Origin of the sequence: Paenibacillus sp. J31TS4 (genome assembly GCF_018403265.1) — a bacterium.
In the GTDB taxonomy this organism is placed as follows: Bacteria; Bacillota; Bacilli; order Paenibacillales; family NBRC-103111; genus J31TS4.
Map to the genome: position 1 here is coordinate 477,003 of NZ_BOSI01000001.1, position 22,223 is coordinate 499,225.

The 22,223-nt window shown below is 58.2% G+C and carries 19 protein-coding genes; 3 read left to right on the forward strand and 16 right to left on the reverse strand.

Annotation, left to right across the window (positions count from 1 at the left end; translation table 11 throughout):
• Positions 1-91 precede the first annotated feature (91 nt).
• Entirely contained in the window at positions 92-850 is a 759-nt protein-coding gene (locus KJS47_RS02120; RefSeq protein ID WP_213522348.1) for a DUF1836 domain-containing protein, read from the reverse strand.
• A 244-nt stretch (positions 851-1,094) separates the two neighbouring features.
• Here KJS47_RS02120 and KJS47_RS02125 point away from each other — a divergent pair, with 244 nt between their 5' ends.
• A complete protein-coding gene (locus tag KJS47_RS02125; RefSeq protein ID WP_213522350.1) occupies positions 1,095-2,423 on the forward strand; it encodes a hemolysin family protein in 1,329 nt (442 codons plus the stop codon).
• Between the two features lie 250 nt (positions 2,424-2,673).
• On the opposite strand, the gene KJS47_RS02130 is transcribed toward KJS47_RS02125, so the two are convergent.
• Positions 2,674-3,330, reverse strand: a complete 657-nt coding sequence (locus KJS47_RS02130; protein WP_213522352.1) for a pentapeptide repeat-containing protein — start codon at positions 3,328-3,330, stop codon at positions 2,674-2,676.
• Positions 3,331-3,492: 162 nt separating this feature from the next.
• Here KJS47_RS02130 and KJS47_RS02135 point away from each other — a divergent pair, with 162 nt between their 5' ends.
• On the forward strand, positions 3,493-3,807 hold the full coding sequence (locus KJS47_RS02135) for a metal-sulfur cluster assembly factor (RefSeq protein ID WP_213522354.1): 315 nt from the start codon (positions 3,493-3,495) through the stop codon (positions 3,805-3,807).
• A gap of 181 nt (positions 3,808-3,988) precedes the next feature.
• Here KJS47_RS02135 and KJS47_RS02140 read toward each other — a convergent pair whose 3' ends face one another.
• From KJS47_RS02140 to KJS47_RS02150, 3 genes are all read right to left on the reverse strand, one after another.
• Positions 3,989-4,333 carry an antibiotic biosynthesis monooxygenase gene (locus KJS47_RS02140; protein WP_213524925.1) on the reverse strand — a complete coding sequence of 115 codons (345 nt, stop codon included), beginning with the start codon at positions 4,331-4,333 and terminating at the stop codon, positions 3,989-3,991.
• Between the two features lie 253 nt (positions 4,334-4,586).
• The gene (locus KJS47_RS02145) at positions 4,587-5,969 is read right to left on the reverse strand and encodes an aldehyde dehydrogenase (RefSeq protein WP_213522356.1); all 1,383 of its coding nucleotides are present in this window, start codon (positions 5,967-5,969) and stop codon (positions 4,587-4,589) included.
• Between the two features lie 136 nt (positions 5,970-6,105).
• Complete coding sequence (locus tag KJS47_RS02150; RefSeq protein ID WP_213522358.1) at positions 6,106-6,837, reverse strand: ZIP family metal transporter; 732 nt, start codon at positions 6,835-6,837, stop codon at positions 6,106-6,108.
• A gap of 349 nt (positions 6,838-7,186) precedes the next feature.
• On the opposite strand from KJS47_RS02150, the gene KJS47_RS24355 reads away from it, so the two are divergent.
• Positions 7,187-8,494: an HNH endonuclease gene (locus KJS47_RS24355; RefSeq protein ID WP_374706956.1), complete on the forward strand. Its 1,308-nt coding sequence runs from the start codon at positions 7,187-7,189 to the stop codon at positions 8,492-8,494.
• A 149-nt stretch (positions 8,495-8,643) separates the two neighbouring features.
• On the opposite strand, the gene KJS47_RS02160 is transcribed toward KJS47_RS24355, so the two are convergent.
• The 11 genes from KJS47_RS02160 to KJS47_RS02210 form a co-directional block, all read right to left on the reverse strand.
• Positions 8,644-9,000, reverse strand: coding sequence for a hypothetical protein (locus KJS47_RS02160; protein WP_213522360.1), 357 nt, complete (start codon positions 8,998-9,000; stop codon positions 8,644-8,646).
• A gap of 156 nt (positions 9,001-9,156) precedes the next feature.
• Positions 9,157-10,224, reverse strand: coding sequence for a sensor histidine kinase (locus tag KJS47_RS02165; RefSeq protein WP_213522362.1), 1,068 nt, complete (start codon positions 10,222-10,224; stop codon positions 9,157-9,159).
• Positions 10,221-10,931, reverse strand: a complete 711-nt coding sequence (locus tag KJS47_RS02170) for a response regulator transcription factor (protein ID WP_306433003.1) — start codon at positions 10,929-10,931, stop codon at positions 10,221-10,223. The genes KJS47_RS02165 and KJS47_RS02170 overlap by 4 nt, the downstream gene beginning before the upstream one ends.
• A 198-nt stretch (positions 10,932-11,129) precedes the next feature.
• Positions 11,130-12,269 (reverse strand): DUF2087 domain-containing protein, encoded by a 1,140-nt coding sequence (locus KJS47_RS02175; RefSeq protein ID WP_213522364.1) that lies wholly within the window; start codon positions 12,267-12,269, stop codon positions 11,130-11,132.
• 188 nt (positions 12,270-12,457) lie between these two features.
• Entirely contained in the window at positions 12,458-14,953 is a 2,496-nt protein-coding gene (locus KJS47_RS02180; RefSeq protein ID WP_213522366.1) for a phosphodiester glycosidase family protein, read from the reverse strand.
• A 201-nt stretch (positions 14,954-15,154) separates the two neighbouring features.
• Positions 15,155-16,162 carry a Gfo/Idh/MocA family protein gene (locus KJS47_RS02185; RefSeq protein WP_213522368.1) on the reverse strand — a complete coding sequence of 336 codons (1,008 nt, stop codon included), beginning with the start codon at positions 16,160-16,162 and terminating at the stop codon, positions 15,155-15,157.
• Positions 16,163-16,176: 14 nt separating this feature from the next.
• Positions 16,177-17,007 (reverse strand): sugar phosphate isomerase/epimerase family protein, encoded by an 831-nt coding sequence (locus KJS47_RS02190; protein WP_213522370.1) that lies wholly within the window; start codon positions 17,005-17,007, stop codon positions 16,177-16,179.
• Positions 17,008-17,183: 176 nt separating this feature from the next.
• Positions 17,184-18,563, reverse strand: coding sequence for an ABC transporter substrate-binding protein (locus tag KJS47_RS02195; RefSeq protein ID WP_213522372.1), 1,380 nt, complete (start codon positions 18,561-18,563; stop codon positions 17,184-17,186).
• Between the two features lie 148 nt (positions 18,564-18,711).
• Positions 18,712-19,581 carry a carbohydrate ABC transporter permease gene (locus KJS47_RS02200; RefSeq protein ID WP_213522374.1) on the reverse strand — a complete coding sequence of 290 codons (870 nt, stop codon included), beginning with the start codon at positions 19,579-19,581 and terminating at the stop codon, positions 18,712-18,714.
• Positions 19,582-19,653: 72 nt separating this feature from the next.
• Positions 19,654-20,538, reverse strand: coding sequence for a carbohydrate ABC transporter permease (locus tag KJS47_RS02205; protein WP_249716256.1), 885 nt, complete (start codon positions 20,536-20,538; stop codon positions 19,654-19,656).
• A gap of 220 nt (positions 20,539-20,758) precedes the next feature.
• Positions 20,759-22,093, reverse strand: coding sequence for an ABC transporter substrate-binding protein (locus KJS47_RS02210; RefSeq protein WP_213522378.1), 1,335 nt, complete (start codon positions 22,091-22,093; stop codon positions 20,759-20,761).
• Positions 22,094-22,223: the final 130 nt, after the last annotated feature.

A 22,223-nucleotide genomic window follows, 5' to 3' on the forward strand; every position in this document is an offset into this window, starting at 1 on the left:
CTATGAACAAGGACCGCCCCTCGCAGGAGGAGCGGTCCTTGTTTGCGTCTGTCCCAGTCCCTAAAGACTGCCGTGCAGCCGGGACAGCAGCCTAGCCCAGAAACACGGTCGCATGGAAATATCGGCGGCTAAGCGCCTGAAAATAGGTCGTCTGAATGGACACGGCCGCGATCAAGAGCACGTTGCGGACCGCCTCCCTCTGCTTGGCCGACAGACCGGTCAGCCGGCCGGCCAGCGTCTCGGCCTTGGTCCTTAGCATCGCTTCCGCCAGCGCATCCTGGTTCCGGCTTCCCGTTTCGTGGCCGGCGGTATCGAGGAGCTGGTCGTTATTCGCGTCCAGTTCCTCGAACATGCCCGAGTACAGCGCGTAGAGCTCGAGCGGCTCGATCAGGTCGTCCTCGTCGTGCTCCGGCTGCATGAAGACGATCTCGAACAGCCGCCGGATCGAGACAAAATCGAGATTCGACTTGAGGTCGTCGATAATGAACAGCAGTGCGGCCTGGTTCAGCGAGTATTTCTTGCCGAGCTTGGGGGACGCAAAGAACTCCTTGAAGTCCCGCTTCACCCAATTCTGCATGGAGGTGATCGGCATATGCGAGTATTCAATCAGCTGACCGAGCGCCGCGATTTCCTGAAGAGAGAAACCCTTGAACCCGCTTCCCTTGAGCCATTTTTCAAGCACGGGCGGAAGCGACGTAGCGAGGAAAGCCGGGAGCGCCTTCCCTGCCTCCATCTCCGTCTGATGCTGTCTGCCCCATGCCTGCTGGAGCACTTCTATCGGATGGCCTTGTCCGCCCAGAGCGGACAAAAAGGCCGCCATGTCTTTCCTTGTGAGAGTAAAGGATTCCATTGCCTATCCTCCGTTACCGTATGTTCGACGCTCATGGTCATATGACCAAATCATACGACCGCAATACCGGCTTGTAAAGAGAAGAAAACAAAAGAAAGAAAGCCATTTAGCGGTCGTTTTTCCGCTTGGCTGCCCTATCCGCCGTCTCATCGCCGATTCGGCCGTTTGAGAAACATCGGCGAGTTCGCTATATTGGTTCATATGAACCAATACTGTGAATGGGAAAGGGATGTGATTCTCCTCAATGGGGATAGGTCTTAATTTGTTATTGGTAGCGCTATTGATTGTCTTGAGTGCGTTTTTTGTTGCTACGGAGTTTGCTATCATCCGTCTTCGTTCCAGCCGCGTCGATCAGCTGGTGCTGGAAGGGCGCAAGAATGCGATCGCGGTCCAGCGCGTCACACGCAATCTGGACGGATACCTGTCGGCGTGCCAGCTCGGCATTACGATCACGGCGCTCGGCATCGGCGCCTTGGGCGAGCCGACGGTCGAGAAGATGCTCTCGCCCCTGTTCGAACGCTTCGCACTTAGCCCGGAGATCAGCCATGTGATCTCGTTCGGAATCGCCTTCGTTACCATGACCTATCTCCACGTGGTCATCGGCGAGCTCGCCCCCAAATCGTGGGCGATCCAGAAAGCCGAATTCATCAGCTTCCTGACGGCCAAGCCGATCATCTTCTTCTATAAAATCATGTACCCGTTCATCTGGGTGCTGAACGGCTCCGCCAACGCGCTGGTTCGTCTCTTCGGCCTCCAGCCCGCCAATGAGCATGAGGAGGCCCATTCCGAGGAGGAGCTTCAGATCATCCTGTCGGAAAGCTTCCAAAGCGGCAAGATCAACAATACGGAATACGGATACGTGAGCCGTATCTTCGCTTTCGACGAGATGCTTGCCAAGGAAATTATGGTGCCCCGCACCGATATGATCTGCCTGTTCACGAATCTGTCGCTTGAAGAGAACATGGCCACCATCCGCAAGGAACAGTATACCCGCTTTCCGGTCGCGACCGACAGCAAGGACAACATCGTCGGCATGATCAATACGAAGCAGTTGTTCCTGCAGCTGGAGGAGAACCGCAATCTGGACGTCTCCTCTCTTATCCACCCGGTCCTGTCGGTTCCGGAGGGGACTCCGGTCAAGTCGCTGCTTACTCGCATGCAGAAAGAACGGGTCCATATCGCAGTGCTCGTCGATGAATACGGCGGCACCGCGGGAATCGTCACGATCGAGGACATACTCGAGGAGATCGTCGGCGAGATCCGCGACGAATTCGACGCCGACGAACGCAGGGAGATTGAGAAGCTCGACGAGCACACCTACCTGCTGGACGGCAAAGCTTCCCTGAACGAGCTGAGCGACCTAACGGGGCTCGATCTGGAGCACGAGGAATTCGATACGGTCGGCGGCTGGCTGTACGGCCAGCTGGCCGACCCCAAGCCCGGCATGAGCTACGAGCATGGCTCGATGACATTCCTTATCCGGGAGATGACCAAGAACCGCGTCAAAAAAGTCGAACTCCGCCTGCCGTCTGCCGCCGAGCGGCAGAGCGGCGAGCCGGCCGCAGTCGAGTAAGTGATCCACGGCGGGTAACGCCAGCACGTCAGCCATGCCGGCGCCCGGCATCCAAACGGCAACTCCCCTTCTTTGGAAGGGGAGTTTTTGGCGTGTACGGATCAGTCGGGGTGGCTGCCATGTCTGGATGGAGCGCCGCCAAGTGGTCCAGCAGCAAATCCCCCTTCTCCAGTATGATTGCTGCGTCACCAAACACCCGGACTGGCTGCCGGGCTATGGGCGCTGCTGCAGCGAGCGCTTAGCCGGCAGGCTAGCGCTTGATGACCACGCCGAGCAGCCGGGCGAACGAAGCCGCCTGCTCGGGAGCGATAATACAGCCGCTAACCTCATGCGGCGTAACACCGATCGACGTGAACTCACAGTCTCTGAGGTCGATCCCCTCAAGCTTCGTCCGCGACAGCTGGGCACCTTCGAGCCTCGTCCGCTTCAGCTCTAGCTTCGCCCACTCGCAGCTCGTGAAATCCGCCTGCTCCAGTGAGCAGCCGTCGAACCTCACCTGCTTAAGATCCGAGAACCGGAAGTTCGCGTACGGCGCCAGGCAGTCCGTGAACGTGACGTTGCGGAGCGTCGCCTCGGCGAAGACCGTCCCGGTCAGCTTGCAGTTTACGAAAGCCGTCCGGTGCAGGATGCTCTCCGAGAAATCGGCATTCGATAGATCGCACCGCTCGAACAAGAGGTCCGTTCCTTCCAGCTGCGGCAGCGCCGCTCCCTCGAAGCGGACATTCCGCAGCACGAGCCTGTCCAATCGCACCTTGGCCGCTCCCTCCGCGGTCACGACGGTATCTTCGAGAACCCCGTCCTCCAGCTGCTCTTCCTCTTCCAATCGGAGCGGATGAGGCCGGTCCAACCGCTCCGGCACCCGCGGAAGCCGCGGTGCCAGGATGGCGGTTTTTTTCGTTTCTCTCATAGGGTCCTGCCTCCTTCCGTTTCCTAATCTGCCTATTACGATACCATGCCGGAGATAGGCCGTCGACTTCTCACCTCCCGCAGGCTCGGGATGAGGCCGGCACTCGGAGGGCATACTGCCGGAAGAGGGTACCAATTGCGAAGCGGAAGGAGACTAGCAGGAATGGATTTGAAGGAACGGATCTGGCTCGCGCTTGAGGAGGTCATCGACCCGGAAATTCACGTCAACATCGTGGATTTGGGATTAGTATACGGGCTGGAGGTAGACGAGAACAAGAACGTCTCCATCCGAATGACGCTGACCATCCCGGAATGCCCGATGGCGGACGAGATTGTCCAGGACGTGAAAAGCAAGGTTGAGGCACTGCCAGAGGTCAACGAAGCGAAGGTGGAGCTGGTGTGGGAGCCGGCTTGGACGCCTGCCCTTATGACCGATCAGGGGATCGAGGAATTTCGCAGACAAAGGTCGGGCTTGTAGTCGTTCGGGGTACTGGCGGGGAGGAAGCGGGGCGGAATAGAATTGCAGGGAACGCCGAAGAACAGGTCCCGCATGCCGTCCCGGCCTCCGCCGTATCCGACGGTAAAACGAAAACCCAAAAAGCCGCGCCATAAGCGCGACCAGAGGTCCTTGCGGTTTGAAACGGATCAGCTCTAGCGGCTCACTCTGCTTTCGAGGAAACCGCGATCGGGCCTTTCACCTTTTTCACTTCGTACATAGCGTGCTCCGTACGGATCACATGCTCCGGCTTCGGCTTGCCGCGGTTCTCCCGGTGCCCCTGAATGTGGATATCGCTCGTTTCCCAGCGCTTCCATGCTTCCTGGGATTCCCACCGGGTCATGACGACAACTTCTTCCTCCTCGTCGCTTCGTTTCCCCTTCTTCACCATCACGCTCATATCAAGGAAGCCCTCAATCTCCTGGATGGGGCCGGGTTTTCCGAACCGCTCGACCACCAGGTCGGACGTTCCGGCCTTCACCACAATCGTTCTCATCTGAATCAACATAACGACACGCTCCTTCACCGGATTTCTCTGCAGCCAGGGAGGCTGGAAGATTTCGTCTTCTTTCATCATATTGATAATGATTCTCATTGTCAATGAGAAAAGCTAGTGACGTGTGAGCCGGCACGAGACTGGACGCCTATACGATCCGGAAATAGCGCCGGGGATAGTCGCCGGCGAACGCAAAGAGGCGGAACTGCTCAGGTTCCGCCTCTTGGTCTGTCTGGCTGCATTGTCGGAGCTCAGCTCTATTCCCTTATTTCAAAAACCGGCGCATCCACTTCAGCCCGTTCTTGGCCCCGGGGTAACGGAACGGAAGATCGAAGCGGACGGGCTGCTTCAAGATGCTCTTGTGGTGGGAAAACGTCTCGAAGCTGCCCTGACCATGGTAGCTCCCCATTCCGCTCTCCCCCACCCCTCCGAACGGCAAATAGGGAGTCGCGATGTGCATCAGCGTGTCGTTCACCGTTCCTCCGCCGAAGGACAGCCTGCCCAGCACCTCGCGCTCCACCCGCTTGTCCCGTGTAAACAAATAGAGGGCAAGCGGCTTGGGGCGTGACCTGACAAAGCGCACGGCCTGATCGACCGTCTCGTACTCGAGCACTGGCAGAATCGGGCCGAAGATCTCCTCCTGCATAACCGGCATCTCCTCGGTCACACCCGTCAGCACGGTTGGCGCGATCCGTCTGGCTGCGGGATCCCGTTCGCCGCCCGTGGCGAGCGTCCCGTCCTCGAGAAAAGCGGCCAGCCTGGCATAATGGCGGTCCGAGACGATGGAACCGTATGCGGGATGCTCGAGGGGACGGTCTCCATAGAAGGAACGAATGGAGCGGGCGAGCTCTTCCACCAGCTTGTCCTTGAGCGCCCGATGCGCCAGCACATAATCCGGCGCGATGCACGTCTGGCCGGCATTCGTGAATTTGCCGAAGGCGATCCGTTTGGCCGCGAGTGCCGGATCGGCGTCCTCATGCACAATGCACGGGCTCTTGCCGCCAAGCTCCAGCGTGACCGGCGTCAAATGCTTGGCGGCCGCCTCCATGACGAGTTTGCCGACCGGCACGCTACCCGTGAAGAAGATATAGTCGAACGGCAGCTCGAGGAGCTCCGTACTCGTCTGAACGCCCCCTTGTACCACTGCAACATAGTCCGGCGGAAAAGCGGCCGCCAGCACCTCCGCAACGACGGCCGACACGGAAGGCGTCAGCTCCGACGGCTTGACGATCGCCGTGTTGCCGGCGGCGATTGCGCCGATGAGCGGAGCGATCGCGAGCTGGAACGGGTAATTCCAGGGCGCGAGAATGAGCACCGTGCCGTATGGCTCGGGCACGATCCATCCCCGGGAGCCGACATGCGTCAGCGCCGTTTTGACGCGACGTGGCTTGGCCCATTGGGGAAGCCGCTTGGCGGCGTACCGGATTTCCTCGTACAGAATGCCGATCTCGGTCGCATACGCTTCCTGCTCCGATTTGCTGAGATCGCGGTGGAGCGCGCCCAGAATCTGCTGTTCCTTGCTCCGAATCGCTTCCTTGAGTGCCGCGAGACGGCGCAGCCGCTCCTCGACACTCCGGGTGGCGCCTCCGGAGAAGAACGCTTTTTGCTTATCGAATAGGCTCGGAATGAAGCCGGGATTGCTGGTCATGGCGATCGTCCTTCCTTCCATGCAAGTCCAAATGCTGTCTCTTCATCATAAGCAATGGCCGACCCCAAAACAAGAAACGGCCTTTCGGCGCAAGGCTTGCTGCCGAAAGGCCGGCCGGACACGGCAGGCCGCTCCTTTAGCCGAACCAGAAGCTGATGTACACCATGACCAAGAGACCGGCAATGAACGAGTACGTCGACGGTCTCTCGTAGCCGTGGCCGTGGCTTTCGGGGATGAGCTCCTTGTACACGATAAACATCATAGCTCCTGACGCGAAAGCAAGCCCATAGCCGACGAGCGTTTCGATCGAGCTGGCCGCAAAATAGCCGATGAACGCCGAGATGACCTCCATGAACGCCGTAGCCGCCACGACGAGGAACGCTTTGGCCTTGCTGACATTGGAATTAATGAGGAAGACGGCAAGAATCAATCCCTCCGGCATGTTCTGGGCGCCGATCGAGATAGCGACGAGCGGCCCAAGGCTCTCGTTCGAGCTCGCGTAGCTGAATCCGGTGCTCAGCCCCTCGGGAATGTTATGAATGAACAGAGCAATGATAACAAGCAGCGATTTGGCGCTGAACTGGCCGATGCCCGAATCGTTCTCCACATCGATATGCGGGATGTTGTGCTCGATCTGATCAAGCAGCGCGATCCCGATCAGGAACCCGATCGTCAAGGCGAGGACCCCTGATTCTTCAATCGCCTGAGGCATGAGGCCGAAGGTGGATGCCGAGACCATAATGCCGGCGGCAAACGCGATGAGGATGTCTTTCCATTTTTCGGACAGCGTGCGGACAAACAGCAGAGGAACGGCGCCGAGTACGGTCGACATTGCGGCAAGAAAGCTTCCGAGCAGAGCGGTTTCCATGAATCCTCCCCTGTTCCTGTTTGGGTAGTCTCGAATAATAGGCTACTGCTAATATATACAACTGGGGGGAACGAATTGCCTCTCCCGCGACCGTTCGCCGCAGAGGTGCCGGTTCGATTATGCACGAGGTCCCCCCCGAACAAGAACAGAGCGCGAGAAGACAAAGGCGGGTGCCGGGAACGGTTAGCGTCCTTTCCTCCTTCCCATACTAGTCGGGAAGGCGGCCTGGAAGGGAATCTACGTAGATTTGCGTGAATTCGCTTTCCGTGCCGGTACCGGAAGCTCTCCCTATGGTGTACAATGGAAGGAAAAGCTATCGTGCTGCAACACTAGATAGAGGTGGTTCAAATTGAGCGAAACAGCAAACAGTCGAGAACCGATGGAAGAAGTAACGGCGGGGACTGCTCCGCCTTCCCATAAACGATGCTCCTACTGCAACGAAGCTCGTCCGCTGGAGGATTTTTTGCGGCGGACGGGCAAGCGCTCCGGCAAGGCGTCCCGCAGAGGAGCGTGCCGCGCCTGCCGGCAGCAGAGGAAACGGCAGCTGGCGGGAGAAGCGCCCGCCGGCGATACGAGCACGTCGCTCGTGCCCGAGTCCGAGAGCGGGATAAGCAAGGTAGAGGCGCCAACACCAGCCGTTCAGGAGAGCACTATGCAGGGACTCTGGTCGGCTGACGCGGTGGGTCTTGCGCATGCTGCCGAAGCTGCAGACGTGGACGGACCGGTACACGTGTCAGCGCTAGACAGTGAGAAGCCAGCGCAGGAAACCGGATCTATCGAGGAGACGTCTCCGAAGAAGAAGCCTCGCAAGAGACGGCGCAAAACCCGCCGCAATCCGTCTGCCATCGACGAGGTCTCGGCTGCGCCGCAGCCAGAAGAGGGCCTCCCGCACCCGAACCGGACGGCGGTAGAGACAGACGGCACCTCTCTTCTGGCATTGAAAGATCGTGCCGCTCGGGCAACAAGAGAGCCCGGCCAGCCCGGTACCGAACCGGCCGTTCTATCGGATCCCGAAGCGGCTTCGGGGCCGGCTGCCGGCGCCGATGCGTTCCCGGACGCTGCTGACGCTGTGGAAGACACAGAAGGCAAGCCGAAGAAGCGCAAGAGACGGGCCCGGAGACGGCGGTCCAAGGCCAAGAAGGCTGCGCCCGCTCCTCAGACGACACTTACGCCTGAGGAGGAGGCGGCGCTTGCGGCCGCAGAAGCCGCCGCCCGCAAGCGCGCCAGCACGTACAGCCGCCCGCTGCCCGTCGCTCCTCCCCGTCCGGACGGTCCCGAAGCATCGTTCCTGCGGCCGACCCGTACCGGTGTTATCCGCATGCGAGGCCGGACGGACAAAGGCCGCCGGTGGTACCAGGAGACGGACCTGGAGACCGCCGTCACGCTCGTGCGGGAGCATGCAGCGGTCGTCGTGAACCGCTCCACGATCCGGCGGCTGTACAGCAACAAGAAATTCCGGTCCTATATCCTGAATCGGGACCGCTATACCTGTTTCTTTTGCGGGGAATATGGAGACACGATCGATCATCTGCTCCCACGTGCCAAGGGTGGCCATACGACTCCCGTCAACTGTGTCTGCGCCTGCTCCATTTGCAACCAGAGCAAGGCGGACCGTCATTTGGACGATTTCCTAGATTCCCGAGGGGAAGCGGAATGAGGAGCGAAGTCCCCTCCTTCTCATAAACAACCAGCCATAAGAGGTACACGCGTACCGGGCTTATGGCTGGTTGTTTTTTTTTGTGCGGGCGGATGTTGTGGTCCTATCAACAAAACTTGTAAAACATACGCTCCCATAACTAGCGAGGATTAGCGCTTCTCCAAATGAACGGGAACCCCAAATCCCTCACTACGGGAAAGCAGCTTGTTAATGGCATCACGCTCGGGTTTTGAATCATATCTCACCAAAACGAGCCCACGTTCCTGATCATTTTTACAGGGCTTACCCACTTCCACTTCGATCCCCTCACCCAGCTTTTCTATTTCCTTGGCGAACTGTTCGTGATTCTCCAAAGCAGCAGTGGCCTCCGCAACGGTCGGCAGCTGGTCGCATGGCGGGTGGGTGTCTTTTGGCGGTGTCGGTATCCAGCCATTTATAAACGCAAATACTCCTGCTAACAAGAATAAGCCAACACTGAAACTGATAATAATCTTAGATGCTTTCATAAGGATCCTCCTTGTGTTCTTTAGTTACCTCATCAACAACCAAGTGCTGAAATGTCCGCCCGCATAGCGAACATCGCTTTGAGAGTTTGATTCTAAACGTAGTATAGGGCAAAAAAATAAACACCATGGAAATGGTGTCTTAACGGAACCTTAATTTTATTGAGGAAATAAAATGGTTATCTTCGTTCCTCTATTCGGCTCACTTTCGACTTTAATCTGCCCCCCTTGTTTTTCAATAAATTGTTTAGCAATGGACATTCCGAGCCCTGACCCGAGATGGGGCCTGTCCGTCGTCGTCCCGCGGTAATATTGATGAAATAATTGTTGAATTGTTCTAGCATCCATTCCGATGCCGTCATCTTTAATTTCTATTAAGGTTGAACCTTCTATTGTTTCTATGGAGACAGTAATCGTTGTTTCGCGGGGATTATGATAAATAGCATTCATAATGAAATTTTCTAAAGCTCTTTTTAATAATGTCTGATCAAAAGATAAGAAATGATCGCCTTCATCCTTGACGTTTAAATGGATAGGATAGTCATTAGCCATCGGATACTGACGGAGATCCTCCAAAACATGTTCTAAAAAAGCGACCAGATTGATAGTGCGTGAATTCAGCGGAATTTGCATTTTATCAAACTCATAAACAACACTTAAATCATCAATTAACTGCTCCATATACAATGATTTTTCTTCAATAATTTTAGCAAATTCCTTCCTTTCTTCTTCACTCCATTGATGTTCGGAGCGAAGCATGGCTGCGTAACCTTTAATGTAGGATAACGGCGTTTTTAAGTCATGTGTCACTCCGGACGTCCAGTTCTTCCTTGTTTCTTCAAGATCGTTTCGTTCTTTCTCCGCTGCGTTGAGTTGATAGGTTAACCCATCAAGCTTTGATTTAAGCTCCAAAAACAGACGGAACCTCATCTTATTTAAGGGGACCGTCTTTATTGTGTCGGGCATTTGAAAAACCCCAAGTGATAATTGATCGATCCAGCGTATAAAAAAGAATAGAGGCTTTCTAATTTGGCGGTCGATAACAAGTCCAATCAAAATAAGTATGCCAATTAATAGGAGCGGGAATAAACCATATGTCACCCATCCATTACTTCCTAAAGGGATGTTCAATAAGGTTAGGGCTGAGAATCCCGTAACAAAAAAAATAGCACCTATAGTTATAAAAATAAGGAATAATATCCATGAAAGTTTGGTTTCTAATTTCATTGGGGACACCTTTGGTTTTCATTATTTAACATGTAACCCAGTCCCCTCACATTTCTTAAATACTTTGGATGTTTGGGATCCTTCTCAATTTTTTGACGCAGGCGACTAATATGGACCATAACCGTATTTTCTTTCCCAACAATACTATAATCTCCCCAAACCTTTTCATAGAGATGGTCTACGCTAAAGACCTGATTGGGATGCTGGCACATGAATTTTAGTAATTGGAACTCCTTAGCTGGGCAATTGACTTCTTTGCCTTCCACAATCAACCTTGCTTGGTCATAATGCAATACGAAACGCTCTGTTCGGAATACCTGAGCAATCTCCGGCATTGCTTTCCTTTGACGATGTAGAATGGCTTTGATTCGGGCAGCGACTTCGAGGGGATTAAAAGGTTTCGTTATGTAATCATCGCCACCCATAGAAAAGCCGGTCAATTTGTCCATATCGGTAGTACTCGCTGTCAAAAAGATAATGGGTACGTCTGATAGTTCTCTAATTCTTTGACACAAATCGAAACCGTTTGTATCTGGCAGCATGACATCGAGCAAGATCAGATCCATCCTCTGTTCCTGTACCTTTTTCCATGCTTCGGCACCTGACTCGGCCTGGTAGATCTCTTGAAACCCTTCCTTATCCAACAATCGCTTCAGCATTTTACTTAATCCTACTTCATCTTCAATAATGAGTATCCTTTCGTTCACTTTTTCCCTCCTCGTCTCTAGATATCTTATACCAAACATATAGCAGCCAGTAAACTCGGCATGGAACATCTCTCATTTACCGGCCCTCAGCCCCTCCTCACCGGAGGGGCTTTGCTTGTCTCCGAGTCCCCGGCATCCGCCGTGAAAAAAAAGCAGACGCCCGCGACCCGCGAATGTCTGCTTCCTGTGCTTATTGTCTTAGTTGGCCGGCGCTTTGTGATACCCCCGCTCGCCGTAAGGCTGCAGGTCCTCCAGCCACTTGGTCTCCAGCTCGGCCAGCGCCCGCTTCTCCTCCTGCGGATCCTCCGGCTTCGGCTCCAGCTTCTCCAGCACTTCGAAGGCAAATGCGTCCTCGCCGTACTCGTTCCATTCCCTCTGCAGCTCCCGGTTCGCATAAGCACCGAGCCTCAGCTCGAACCGCTTGCCGTTCATCGACTTCAGTCCGCGCGTCCGGACGACCAGCACCTTCCCGTTCCGCGTATTGCGGATTTGGTAGATGCCCGGCTCGGCCGGCTGAGGCTTCGGACGCGCCTTCCGAGGCTGGTCAGGAGCCGCCGGCGCTTGTCCGGCCACAGGCTGTTCTTTGCGCCAGTAAGCGCTCCCGTCTTCCTCGCGGTCCAGGAAGCCGTAGTCGATCAGGTAGCGGCGGACGGTCACGTAGTCCGGGTACGCCTGCTCCAGAATGGCGTTGACCTCCTGCTCCGGATAGGTGCGTCCCGTTTCGAACCGCTGTGCCAGCTGCCGGAGGACGACAAGCTTATGCTTCTGCTTATGCGGGAATTTGGCGAGCGTACCATCCACGCCCTCCGGAAAAAACTTGCGGAGCAGTTCCTCGTTCTCATCCTCCGTCAGGTTATAGCGGTCGTCCACGATCGTTGCCGTCCGGTGTACGCCGACGAAGGCGGGCGCCTGCGTGTCCTTCTCCTTGAGCAGCTCCATCAGCGCAAGAAAAATCCGGGACTGCCGCTCCTTCTCCTTCAGAACGAACCGGTGGTTGCGGATCGTCGAGGCGCTGCCGATCCCGGTTTCCCGCTGAATCTCCGCGTCGCTCTTTCCCTCGTAAAACAATTGGAGCAAATGGTTCTGGTGGTCGGTCAGTCCCGTCCACTTCTTGTTAAGCCCGATCAGGTAGGCGAAGACAGAGCCGTGCGCCTGCTCGATATGGAGGCGCATAAAGCGCTCAGCCTCATAGAGCACCTCGTCCTTCGGATAGACAATCCCCTTCTCCGTTTGTTCGCCGCACAGAAGGCAGGTATAGCCGAGCCCATCCTCTTCGTAGCCGCGCTTCAAATCGCCGAGCGAAGCCTGCCAAAAGGCATCGGTTTCTTTTTGCGCCAATAAAATCACCTTCAATCCGTATTTTTATAAACATTATCGCTAAATGTTTGGTTATCGTCAAACGAATTCATAAGCGATATAAAAACCCGGCCGGCTTCTACAGGCCGAACCGGGCAAGGGACGATGGTCATCAGCCATGGAAAAGGCGCATAATGGCGGCGAACTTATGTCTCTCCCTCTACACTCCTCTATAAAACGATAAACTGCCAGGATGCCGCCGGCGCGGCCGGATTGCCGCTCTGGTCGGCTGCCTCCGCCAGGATCGAATACGGTCCGGCGGGCAGAGGGTCGGGCAGCGCCACGCTGATCCGGCCGGAAGCGCGGTCGAACGTGTGAGTCTGAAGTGCGCCGTTCAGCCAGACCTTGATCGAGGCAGCATCGATCCCGCTCTCCTCGTCGGTCACTCGTACCGACAGCTCCGTTACCGGGCCGTTCACTGCGGTGTCCGGCGACGGGGAATGGCTGTCGAAGACCGGGCCTTCCAGGTCTTCATCCAAACGGACGTACTCGGCGCGCAGATTGTCCAGATACAGCACGCCGGAGCCTTTTAACGTATCATCGGTCTCCAGCAGCTCAAGTTGGGTGACGCGGAGCGGATATCTCGTGTTGGACGGAATCTCCGCATACACGTAGCGCCATCCCGTCCAGTCGACGCGGCCTGAGCCGAACACCAGGTTGCGCGGGTTCTCGTTCGCATCGATCGTGCAGATGCGGAGCCGGTGGTTGCTTCCGTCGCCGTAAACCCACAGGCCGAACCGGTCGGGCGCCCCCTCCACCTCCCGGACCGGCTCTCCTCCTCCGCTGAGCAGGCGGACGATGGCTCGGCTCGCCCCGGGCATTCCGGTGAAGTCGTAGGTCAGCCTGCCGGAGAACCGGCCAAAGCGTACCGGGTGCGGCCGCTCGGTTCTCGTCAAGCGGACGGAGCCCGGCACGGCATGCGTTTCGGCTGCCTGCAGACCGTCCAGCCGCTCGAAGTCCGCCAGGATCAGTGGCGGCTTGCCGATCTGATAGGCCGCTTCCGCCTGGACGCTCCCGCAGGCGATGCGGACGGTCCCGCCGCCCGCTTCTGCTCCGGCGTGCAACACGCCGTCCGGGCCGATGACATGTCCCCCATCCGCCGACCAGACCAGCCGGTCAGCCGACAAAAGGAGCTCTTCGCCGTCCGGACCATAAGCCCTCGGCCGAAATTGGATCGACCCGTTCGGCTCAAGCAGAGCGCTCTCCGGCTCGAGCACGAGACGGCTGATCCGGGACGTTACGCGGAGCTCTACCGTCCGGCTCACCTCTCCCGTTCGGACGGTTACGCTGCCGGCCGCCTCTCCGTCTGCTGCGGTGAAGAGTCCGTCCGTGTCGATCTCGCCGACCTCCGGCTCCGCCGACCAGCTCAGGCCGTCAGGTGCCACGGCGTTGCCGCAGCCGTCCTGGCCCTTCGCAAGGAAGGCGATACGGCTGCCCGCATAGACGACGGCCGGCCCAGCGGGCAGCACGACCAGCCGCTCGAGAGGTCCCTGCGGAGCGGTCGAGATGATGGCCAGCGCATTGCCGACCTCCCGCTCAAAGCCGTCCGACGGGCGATTGAGCAGGGAGGGGCCAATATCGCCCGGCAGCCGGACGAGGCAGGTCGTTGACCCGCCTCCGTCGACATTGATCGCCTGCTCCATGCCCATCTGCTGCAGGTAGGCGGCCGTCTCCGCCAGCGTCATGCCGTCGGAATGCCCCGCCTGACGGCCGTCAATCACCACGGCGTAGAGCTTGCCCTGCCGCGTCGCGAGCACGGTGCGCGGGTGCCGGTCGGTGTTCAGCTTGATGCTCTGATCCAGCAGTCCCTCAGGAATCGAGCCGTCCTCTAGAAGGACGAACGCCAGCGTCGAGCTGCCGGAGAGTACCTGGCGGGCGCGGCCGATCCCTTGGTCCAGGCCGACAGCCAGACTTACCTGAGTCCCCGGCTTCAAATGCTGCCGCAGCCAATCCGCCTTGTCCCCGGTTCCCGAAAGTACGTAGGCGGCCTCCCCGATCGCAGTGCCGCCGCCCTCCCGAACTTCCTGCACGACGGCCGGGACGGCTTCGCCCGCTCTAAGCGGAGCTGCAGGCGTCAGGGGAGCCAGCACGGCCTCCACCCCGTCGTCGGTCGTTCGGGTCGTCTCCCCGAATCGGTGCGTATAAAGGAACAAATGCCGGTCAAACTGCCGTGCGCGCGTCCGGTTGACGGCGTCCACTTCGGCGGATGCTCCCGTGCCGTCGACCGTAACAGTCGCCTCCAGCTTGACCCCGTGCGCGAGCCGCACCGTGCCGTCCGGCTCGACGGCCATCAGCACCTTGGTAACCGCGGGAGAGGTAACCAGCTCCCCATCAGTGATTTGCAGCCCGGAGGGGACGCCAAGCGAGCTGAAGAAATCCGCATTGATCATCGCCACCACCCGCTTGCCCTGCTGCTGCAGCTGCTCCATCATCTCCCGGACGGTGGACAGCCTCGTAACACCGCCGCCATAGGAGACGGAACGCAGCTCCAGATATGGGTCCGCGGGATTCAGCTCTAGCACCGAAACCGCTTCCAGCAGATCGCCCGCCGTCACCGTTCGAGCCGAGCATCGGACGCCGGGCGATACATCGAAGGCCAGCTCTTCTTCCTCTCTCCACTTGGGTAGTTCTTTCCCCGATTGTTCTCTCTCTTCGACTACGTCCACTCCGTCCATTCCCCCTTGAAGGATTCTATCTATCTTTGTCAATTGAATCGATTATGTTATGTAGAGAGTAGCATGTTCCGAATCCCGCTTACAACCCCTCAGCAGCAGATTCTTCCACTAAAATTTACAAAACAAACAGGCCCGCCTCTCGGGCGGGCCCTTTCTCACTCATGCCTCACGCTCTGATTCCCGCGCTCCGGGTCAGCCGGCGTCCGGGATCGGTGCGGCGGCGACCCCGGCGTCCTCGCGCTCCAACAGCACCGGAATGCCCGATGCTGCGGACGCGTTCGCCGCGAGCGTCACCTCGAGCGTCCGAAGCGCCTCCTCGTACGGCGCGAGGATGAGGCCGGCATCCCCAGTCTGCACGGCCTGGAGGAAGGCATCATCCTGCGCTCGGTAGAAGTCGCCCGGACCGCGCCACGTCGTCGTCGTTCCGGGCTCGGCGATCGTCAAGGACGTTCCCTCGATCGTCAGGCGGAAATTCCGGCCGAGCACCTCGAGGGAGGAACGGCCGTCCGGCTGCGGAATGACCGCCGTGTCGAGATGGCCGATCGCCCCGGAGTCGAACACGACATTGACGGACGTGACATCCGGAATCGTCATGCCGGCCACGTCCTTGTGCAGCAGCAGCGCCATATCCGCCGATATCCGTCGCACGCCGCCCGCGAGATACAGCATCAGGTCGAGATTGTGCGTCGTCTGCTCTACGAGCTGGCCGCCCGATTTGGCCATATCCGCGAACCAAGGCGTCGGCGGCAGGCCGCCGAACCGGAACGCCCGGACCATGGCAATCTCCTTGTCCGCCAGGTACCGCTTAGCCCGCTGCACCGACTCGAGGTACCGCAGGCAGTAGCCGGAGCCGGCCAGAATGCCCGCTTCCCGGATGACCGCCGCCTTGCGCCTGACTTCCTCCAGGTCCAAGCCGAGCGGCTTTTCGACGAGCAGATGCACGCCCCGCCGGGCGGCCTGCTCCTCGATGTCGCCATGGGCAAACGGCGGCACGCAGACGAACAGCGCATCGAGCCGCTCCCGGTCCAGCATGGCGGTCACATCCGTATAAGCGGCCGCCCCATAACGCGCGGAAGCCGCTTCCGCATTTTGCAGCACGATATCGCATACCGCCACGAATTCCGCCTGCTCGTTCGCTGCAATATGCTTGAAATGCTCCGCAGCAATTCCCCCGGCGCCTACTACACCCACTCTTACCATAGCTGTACTCCTCCTTAATTCGGGGCTTGCCCGATAATGACGGCGATATGCCGCGCCGTGTCGTACACCAATTGATCCGGGAAGCTGGCGTACGCGTCCAGCTCGGCGGTCAGCGGACCGTCATAGCCGATCGCCTCCAGCGCTTCCCGTACGGCGATCCAGTTGACATCGCCGGCCAGGAGAGGCACGAATCCGTGCCCATTGCCCACCGCCGTCTTGAAGTCCTTGACGTGCACCTGGCGGATCCGCCGGCCTAGCGTCCGAATCCAATGCTGCGGCTGGCCAAATGCGAGCGTGTTGCCGACATCGAAATACGCCCCTACATGGGGAGAGGCGAATTCGTCTATGTAGCGCGCCATCTCGGTCGGACTCCACAGGAATTTGTTCCATACGTTCTCGATCCCCATGTAGACGCCCGCCGTTTCCAGCTCGGGCACGAGCGGCTCCAGCTCGGTGCGAGACCGGCTCCATACCTCCTCGTACGTGGTCTCCGGCGTCACCCGGCCGGGAACGACGAGAATATCGGCAACCTCGAGCGCCGCTGCCAGCTCGATCTGCTTGCGCAGCGAGCGGACGCCCTGCTCCCTCGTCTCGGCATCGGGGGAGCTGAGCGGATGCCGGCCGAGCATCTCCGTCGACAGGCTGCTGACGGACAGCCCGTAGCTTGCCACCAGCGCACCGATTTCCTTAGCCTCCTGCGGCGTCGTCTCCATCGTTAGGCCAACGCCACCCGGAGCATACAGATTCAGCTCGACCGTGTCGAATCCGGCCCGGGCGCTCGTTTCGAGCAGCTGCTTGAGCGGCGTTCCCTTCGGAAAACACCACTGGTTGATCCCTTTTTTCATCGGGTTTCCTCCTAAACTTGCGTCCGCCGCTTCATCCCTTCAAGCGGACGGTAACGGTATCCGTTCCACTTCGCGGGGTTACCCGCCGCCCGCGTCAAAGGGGCGGACCGCCGCCCGTACCGGACGGTAGCCCCTCCCCTTACCGCTTGCACTTTCTTGTTTCTTTCGTTCGCCGGCTACTTCAGGCTGGCCGACCACTTCTCGGCGCGCGCCTGCAGATCGTTCAGGAACGTCTGAATGTCCGGAGCGTTGCCGGAGGCGGCTTTGCTGATGAAGCCGTTGACGGCCGGCACAATGTCGCTCATATAGAACGGATTCGCTTCGTCCATCAGCTCAGAGTGGCCGACTTCCGCTACCTTCAGTGCCATCTTGATGAATTTGTCGTTCTCGTCGAGGAAGTCCGGGCTCTTCAGCGTAGGCGTGTAGGAGTAGTTTTTGTACATGAACTTCTGGGTCTCGTAGCCGGACAGGAACTTCAGCACTTCCCACGCCGCCTTCGGATCCTTGGCGTCCTTCGCCATGATGAACGGGTCAACCGCTACCCAGCCTTCGCCCTTGGGTCCCATGTTCATTCTCGGCTCAAACCGGTCCAGCAGCGCTTTGTCTTTTTTGGAACGCCATTCGCTCATCGTGGCACCGCCCGTTTGGTCGAGGCCGATCGCGATATTGTTCTTCGCAAGACCGAAGTTCTCGGCGCCCTGTGCGTTGACGAAGCCCGCCGGCGCCAGCTTTGCCGCTTCCTTCAGATATTCCATAACCTTTACCATCTCGGGCGTGTTCAGCTTCCATTTCACGTTCTTCATGTCGTTCAGCTTGCCTTCTGCGCCTTTGGCGCCGAATGCAAGCGTCAGAGCGACGAAGGTGGAGCCGTTCAGCGAGTTGCCGCTCCAGTAAAGACCGTAGTTCTGCTCGCCTGTCTTCGGGTTCTTGCCGGTCATCTTCTTGGCTTTCTCCATAATTTCCTGCGGGGTCGGCTTCTCGGTGAGCGGCTCGACGCCCCAATCCTGGAACAGCTTGGTGTCAAAGACTGTCAGCCGGCGGCCGAGGACGGCCGGAATACCGAACTGCTTGGTGCCGTCAGGAGACTTGGTGCTGTAGGAGCTGTCGAACAGGCCGGACAGGTAGATGTCTTTCTTGAAGGACGAATCCCCTTTGATGAGATCGTCGAGCTCACGGAGCAGGCCTTCCTGGTACCACTGGGAAGCGAACGCGCCGCCTGTGTACAGGACGTCCACGTCCTTGGAGAGCAGCATGGCGGATTGCTTCGCCTTGACGTTCTCCCACGGAATCTCATACAGCTCCAGCTTGATGTTCGGGTACATCTTCTCGAAGGTCTGGCTCAGGAACTCCTTGAGGCCAATGGTCGGGTTGCCCGTCAGGGCATCGATCCCGTTCTCCAGCTTCCAGCCGGCCAGAGCGACGCGGACGGTCCCTTTTATGTCCGATACCTTGCCGACTGCCTTGCCGTCCGTCACATCGGTGGAATCTCCTCCCCCGCAGGCGGCCAGCGTAATGGCCAGCAGACAGGAAAGCAGAATCAGCATTGCTTTTTTCATAGCATCGATCTCCTCTCGATTCCCCGTCCGGGGTGGAAAAATGCGGCGCCCTCGCGCCTCGCGTCTGCCGGAAACGACCCGGCACGGCGTCCGGCGGCGCCCGGTGTGCGCCTTCCCCGCTTAGGGAAGGGATAGGTGTGGCTGTCCGCTACTGTTTGATTCCTGAAAGCGCTATGCTCTCGATAATGTATCGTTGCAGGAACAGATACACGACGACGACCGGAATAAGGCTGAAGGCGGTTGCCGCCATGATGATCGACGGCTGCTTGTTGATTCCGTTGTCGTACGTAAACATGGCCAGACCGATCTGGATCGTATACTTAACCGACGATTTGAGCACGAGGAGCGGCCAGAGCATGTCGTTCCAGACGCCGAGGAACAGGAGGATAATCATGGTGGCGATAATCGGCGTACAAAGCGGCAGATAAACCCGGCTGAACACCTTGATCTCGCTGGCACCATCAATAACGGCGGCTTCCCTGAGCGGCGTCGGCAGCTGGTCAAAGAACGCCTTTGCCAGGAAGGTGCCGAACGCGTAATTCAGTGCCGGCAGGTAGAACGCCCAGTACGAGTTGATCAGCCCGAGCTTCGCGAACAGCAAATATTGCGGAATCATGGTCATCTCGAACGGAATCATCATCGTGCTGAGGGCAAGGAGCAGGACGATGTTCGCTCCCTTGAACCGAATCTTGGACAACGCGTAGCCGGACAGCAAAGCGGACAGTGCGCTGACGATAATGACGCCCGCGCTCACGACGGCCGAGTTGCTGATGTAGCGCATCATCTTGATGTTTGTGAAGGCGATCTGGTACGTCTTGAGCGTCGGTTCCTCCGGCCACAGCTTCGGCGGGAAGGTAATGGTCAGGCGGGCAGCCCAGTCGAAGCTGGTCACAAGCATCCACAGGAACGGAACAATCATGACGAAGGAGCCGAGGATGAGGACCAGGAACAGGACGATCTGACTGGTGGACCATCTCTTGCGCCGGACGGGAACACTCGGACTTACGGCTTGTGCCATAGTCTCCCTCCTTACGTAGGATGTGAAGTGCGGACGAATTCACGGGACTTGTGCGGCCAAGCGGCTTGCCCGTCAATCCAGGCTGTCTTTGCGTCGATTCAGGAGCATGAGCGCCATCGTCAGCAGCATGATGATGATGAACAGCAGATAGGAAGTCGCTGTGGCGAGACCCATCTGTCCGGCCAGGAACGCGTTGCGGTAAATATACAGCACCACGGTCATCAGACTGCCGCCGGGATTGCCCGCCGTTCCTCCGATCAGCCAAACGTCGGTGAACCGCTTCATGCCGCCGATCGTGCCCATGATGAGCATGAAGACGAAGATCGGGCGCAGGTACGGGATTGTGATGTGCAGCCACCGCCGGAACGCATTCGCTCCGTCGACCTCCGCCGCTTCGTGCAGATCGCGAGGGACCGACTGCAGGCCTGCCAGGAAAATGATCGTGTTGTAGCCGAGCGCGCCCCACAGGCTCATGATGACGATACTGAACCGGGAAACTGCCGGATTCGTGAACCATCCGACCGGCTGCAAGCCAAACAGGTCGAACAGGAAGTTAATGAGGCCTTCTTTAGACGGGAAGAACAGGAATGAGAACAGCAGGCTGGTCGCTACGCCCGATACGACGTTCGGCAGGAAGTAAACCGCCTTGAAAAAGTTTTTGCCAAGGTTCCACTTCAGGCTGTTGATCAGGCTTGCCAGAATAAAGGAGAAGCCTATGCCGAGAATGACCGAGAAGACGCCCATGTAGATTGTGTTCTTGATCGCCTGCCAGAAGATCGGATCGCTCAGCGCGTAGCTGTAATTGTTGGTCCCCACCCACTTGCCCGTAAGCGAGGTGCCGTTGGTCTGGTGAAAGCTCATGTACAGAGCGGCGAACATCGGGTAAATGGCGAACGCCAGCACGCCAATGATCAGCGGTGCGCTGAACGCGTATCCCATCCAGTCGTTGCGGGTCATCCATTTCTTTTTGCGCTGGCGGGTGCTAGGCAGCGGCTGCGCCGCCTCCTGATTGATTGCCAAGTGCATCCTCCTCCTTTCCAAACCGATTCGCTAGCGTGTTCTTAAGCCCCCCTATCCTGCTATCGCTTCGTCCTACATGGCACCATCCGGCTCCGAGACTGGACGGGATGAGCGGACGTCCGGCGGATTCCTGTGTGTGCTGCCTGCGCAACGGCTCTTACTTGCGGTTCGTCTTCTCCCTGATCGCTTGCTCCATACGGGCCGCTGCTTCCTCGGGCGTCTGTTTGTCGTACAGCGTCTTGTAAATCTCGAGGTTGGCGATGTCCCGCATCGTACGGAAGTCGTTCGAGAAGTAGACGGGCGGCGCTTGCCGCACTAGATTGACGAACAAGCGGCGGGTATGCTGGCCGGCAAAAAACGGCTGCGGCTCGTCATACATCGGATCCTCATAAGCCTCCAGCAGCGAAGGGAAGATGTCGCTTGTCCGGTAAATGCGGTTTTGCGTCTCCGCATTTCCTACGAAGAACTCGATGAACGCGCGTGCGGCCTGCTTGTTTTTGGACTGCCGCGGGATCCCGAGATAGGAGCCGCCCGCTTCTGCGGACCGCGCGCCTCCCGGAGTGACCGCCGGCATAAGGGCGACACCCCATTTGCCGGCCGAATCCGGCGCAACCTCCCGAATGCGTCCACCCATCCACGGAGCGCCAAACACGGTGGCCACGCGCCCTTCGTTCATGATGGACGCCCACTCGCGTGTCGCCTCCTCTGCGTCTAGCATCAGCCCTGCCTTATGGAGGTCGACGATACGGCGAATCGTATCGACCGTCTCCTGCCGCCGTACCGCGAGATTTCCCTCGGCGTCCAGATAGAGCAGGCCTTGCTGGGCGAGGATGAATTCGAACAGCCGGTTGGCCCCAACACCGGTCGACAGGGGAAGCGTGTGCATCGGCACGCCGGTTCGCTCCTTGATGAGCCGGCCTACCTTCTCATAGTCGTCCCAGGTCGCGACCAGTTTTGAAACCGCTTCCGAATCTGTCGGCAATCCGGCCTTCTCGAAGACGTCGCGCCGGTAGTACATCCCGACAGGCCCGGTATCCCACGGCATTGCATAGTAGCGGCCGTTCTTGATGACATCCGGCCATTTGGACTCGACGATCTTGTCACGATAAGGGCCGACCCAGTCCGTCAAATCGTCAAGCGCGCCCGCTTCTATATATTGATCCACATAATAGCCGGACAGCGCGGCGACGTCGGGGGCCCCTTCGTTGGCGGCGTTCGCGAGCAGCAGCTTCTTGTAAGTGTCGTCATGCGTCAGGATGACGGGCTTAACGGTCACATGGGGATACGCCTTCTTGAAGCTCTCCAGCTGCGGAAGAATCGCATACATCGACTGCTCCCAGCACCAGAAGACCAGCTCTCCGCTGACCGTTTCCCTGCCGCTCGGCGCGGCGGATTGGACGGGCGGGTGTCCTTCCCTCCACAAGTAACAGCCGGACAGCAGAAGCAGGACCAGGAATCCAATGCCGAAGCCTACGGCTTTTTTTTGCTGCATAGCCCACCCTCTTTTGTCTCGGATCAGGTGCTTACCGGTAGTGTAACGCTTACAATGCGCCAGACCCATGACCTTAATTCGCTTTGATTTGCACAATTTTCAGACAATTGTAATCGCTTGCATAATAATG

What these genes read in the sequence shown, in the direction of transcription:
- KJS47_RS02205 (WP_249716256.1), bottom strand. Translation starts at nt 20,538, where the DNA reads ATGACCCGCAACGACTGGATGGGATACGCGTTCAGCGCACCGCTGATC.
- KJS47_RS02185 (WP_213522368.1), bottom strand. Translation starts at nt 16,162, where the DNA reads ATGGTAAGAGTGGGTGTAGTAGGCGCCGGGGGAATTGCTGCGGAGCAT.
- KJS47_RS02150 (WP_213522358.1), bottom strand. Translation starts at nt 6,837, where the DNA reads ATGGAAACCGCTCTGCTCGGAAGCTTTCTTGCCGCAATGTCGACCGTA.
- KJS47_RS02165 (WP_213522362.1), bottom strand. Translation starts at nt 10,224, where the DNA reads ATGAAATTAGAAACCAAACTTTCATGGATATTATTCCTTATTTTTATA.
- KJS47_RS02130 (WP_213522352.1), bottom strand. Translation starts at nt 3,330, where the DNA reads ATGAGAGAAACGAAAAAAACCGCCATCCTGGCACCGCGGCTTCCGCGG.
- KJS47_RS02120 (WP_213522348.1), bottom strand. Translation starts at nt 850, where the DNA reads ATGGAATCCTTTACTCTCACAAGGAAAGACATGGCGGCCTTTTTGTCC.
- KJS47_RS02160 (WP_213522360.1), bottom strand. Translation starts at nt 9,000, where the DNA reads ATGAAAGCATCTAAGATTATTATCAGTTTCAGTGTTGGCTTATTCTTG.
- KJS47_RS02190 (WP_213522370.1), bottom strand. Translation starts at nt 17,007, where the DNA reads ATGAAAAAAGGGATCAACCAGTGGTGTTTTCCGAAGGGAACGCCGCTC.
- KJS47_RS02140 (WP_213524925.1), bottom strand. Translation starts at nt 4,333, where the DNA reads ATGTTGATTCAGATGAGAACGATTGTGGTGAAGGCCGGAACGTCCGAC.
- KJS47_RS02145 (WP_213522356.1), bottom strand. Translation starts at nt 5,969, where the DNA reads ATGACCAGCAATCCCGGCTTCATTCCGAGCCTATTCGATAAGCAAAAA.
- KJS47_RS02200 (WP_213522374.1), bottom strand. Translation starts at nt 19,581, where the DNA reads ATGGCACAAGCCGTAAGTCCGAGTGTTCCCGTCCGGCGCAAGAGATGG.
- KJS47_RS02195 (WP_213522372.1), bottom strand. Translation starts at nt 18,563, where the DNA reads ATGAAAAAAGCAATGCTGATTCTGCTTTCCTGTCTGCTGGCCATTACG.
- KJS47_RS02210 (WP_213522378.1), bottom strand. Translation starts at nt 22,093, where the DNA reads ATGCAGCAAAAAAAAGCCGTAGGCTTCGGCATTGGATTCCTGGTCCTG.
- KJS47_RS02125 (WP_213522350.1), top strand. Translation starts at nt 1,095, where the DNA reads ATGGGGATAGGTCTTAATTTGTTATTGGTAGCGCTATTGATTGTCTTG.
- KJS47_RS02135 (WP_213522354.1), top strand. Translation starts at nt 3,493, where the DNA reads ATGGATTTGAAGGAACGGATCTGGCTCGCGCTTGAGGAGGTCATCGAC.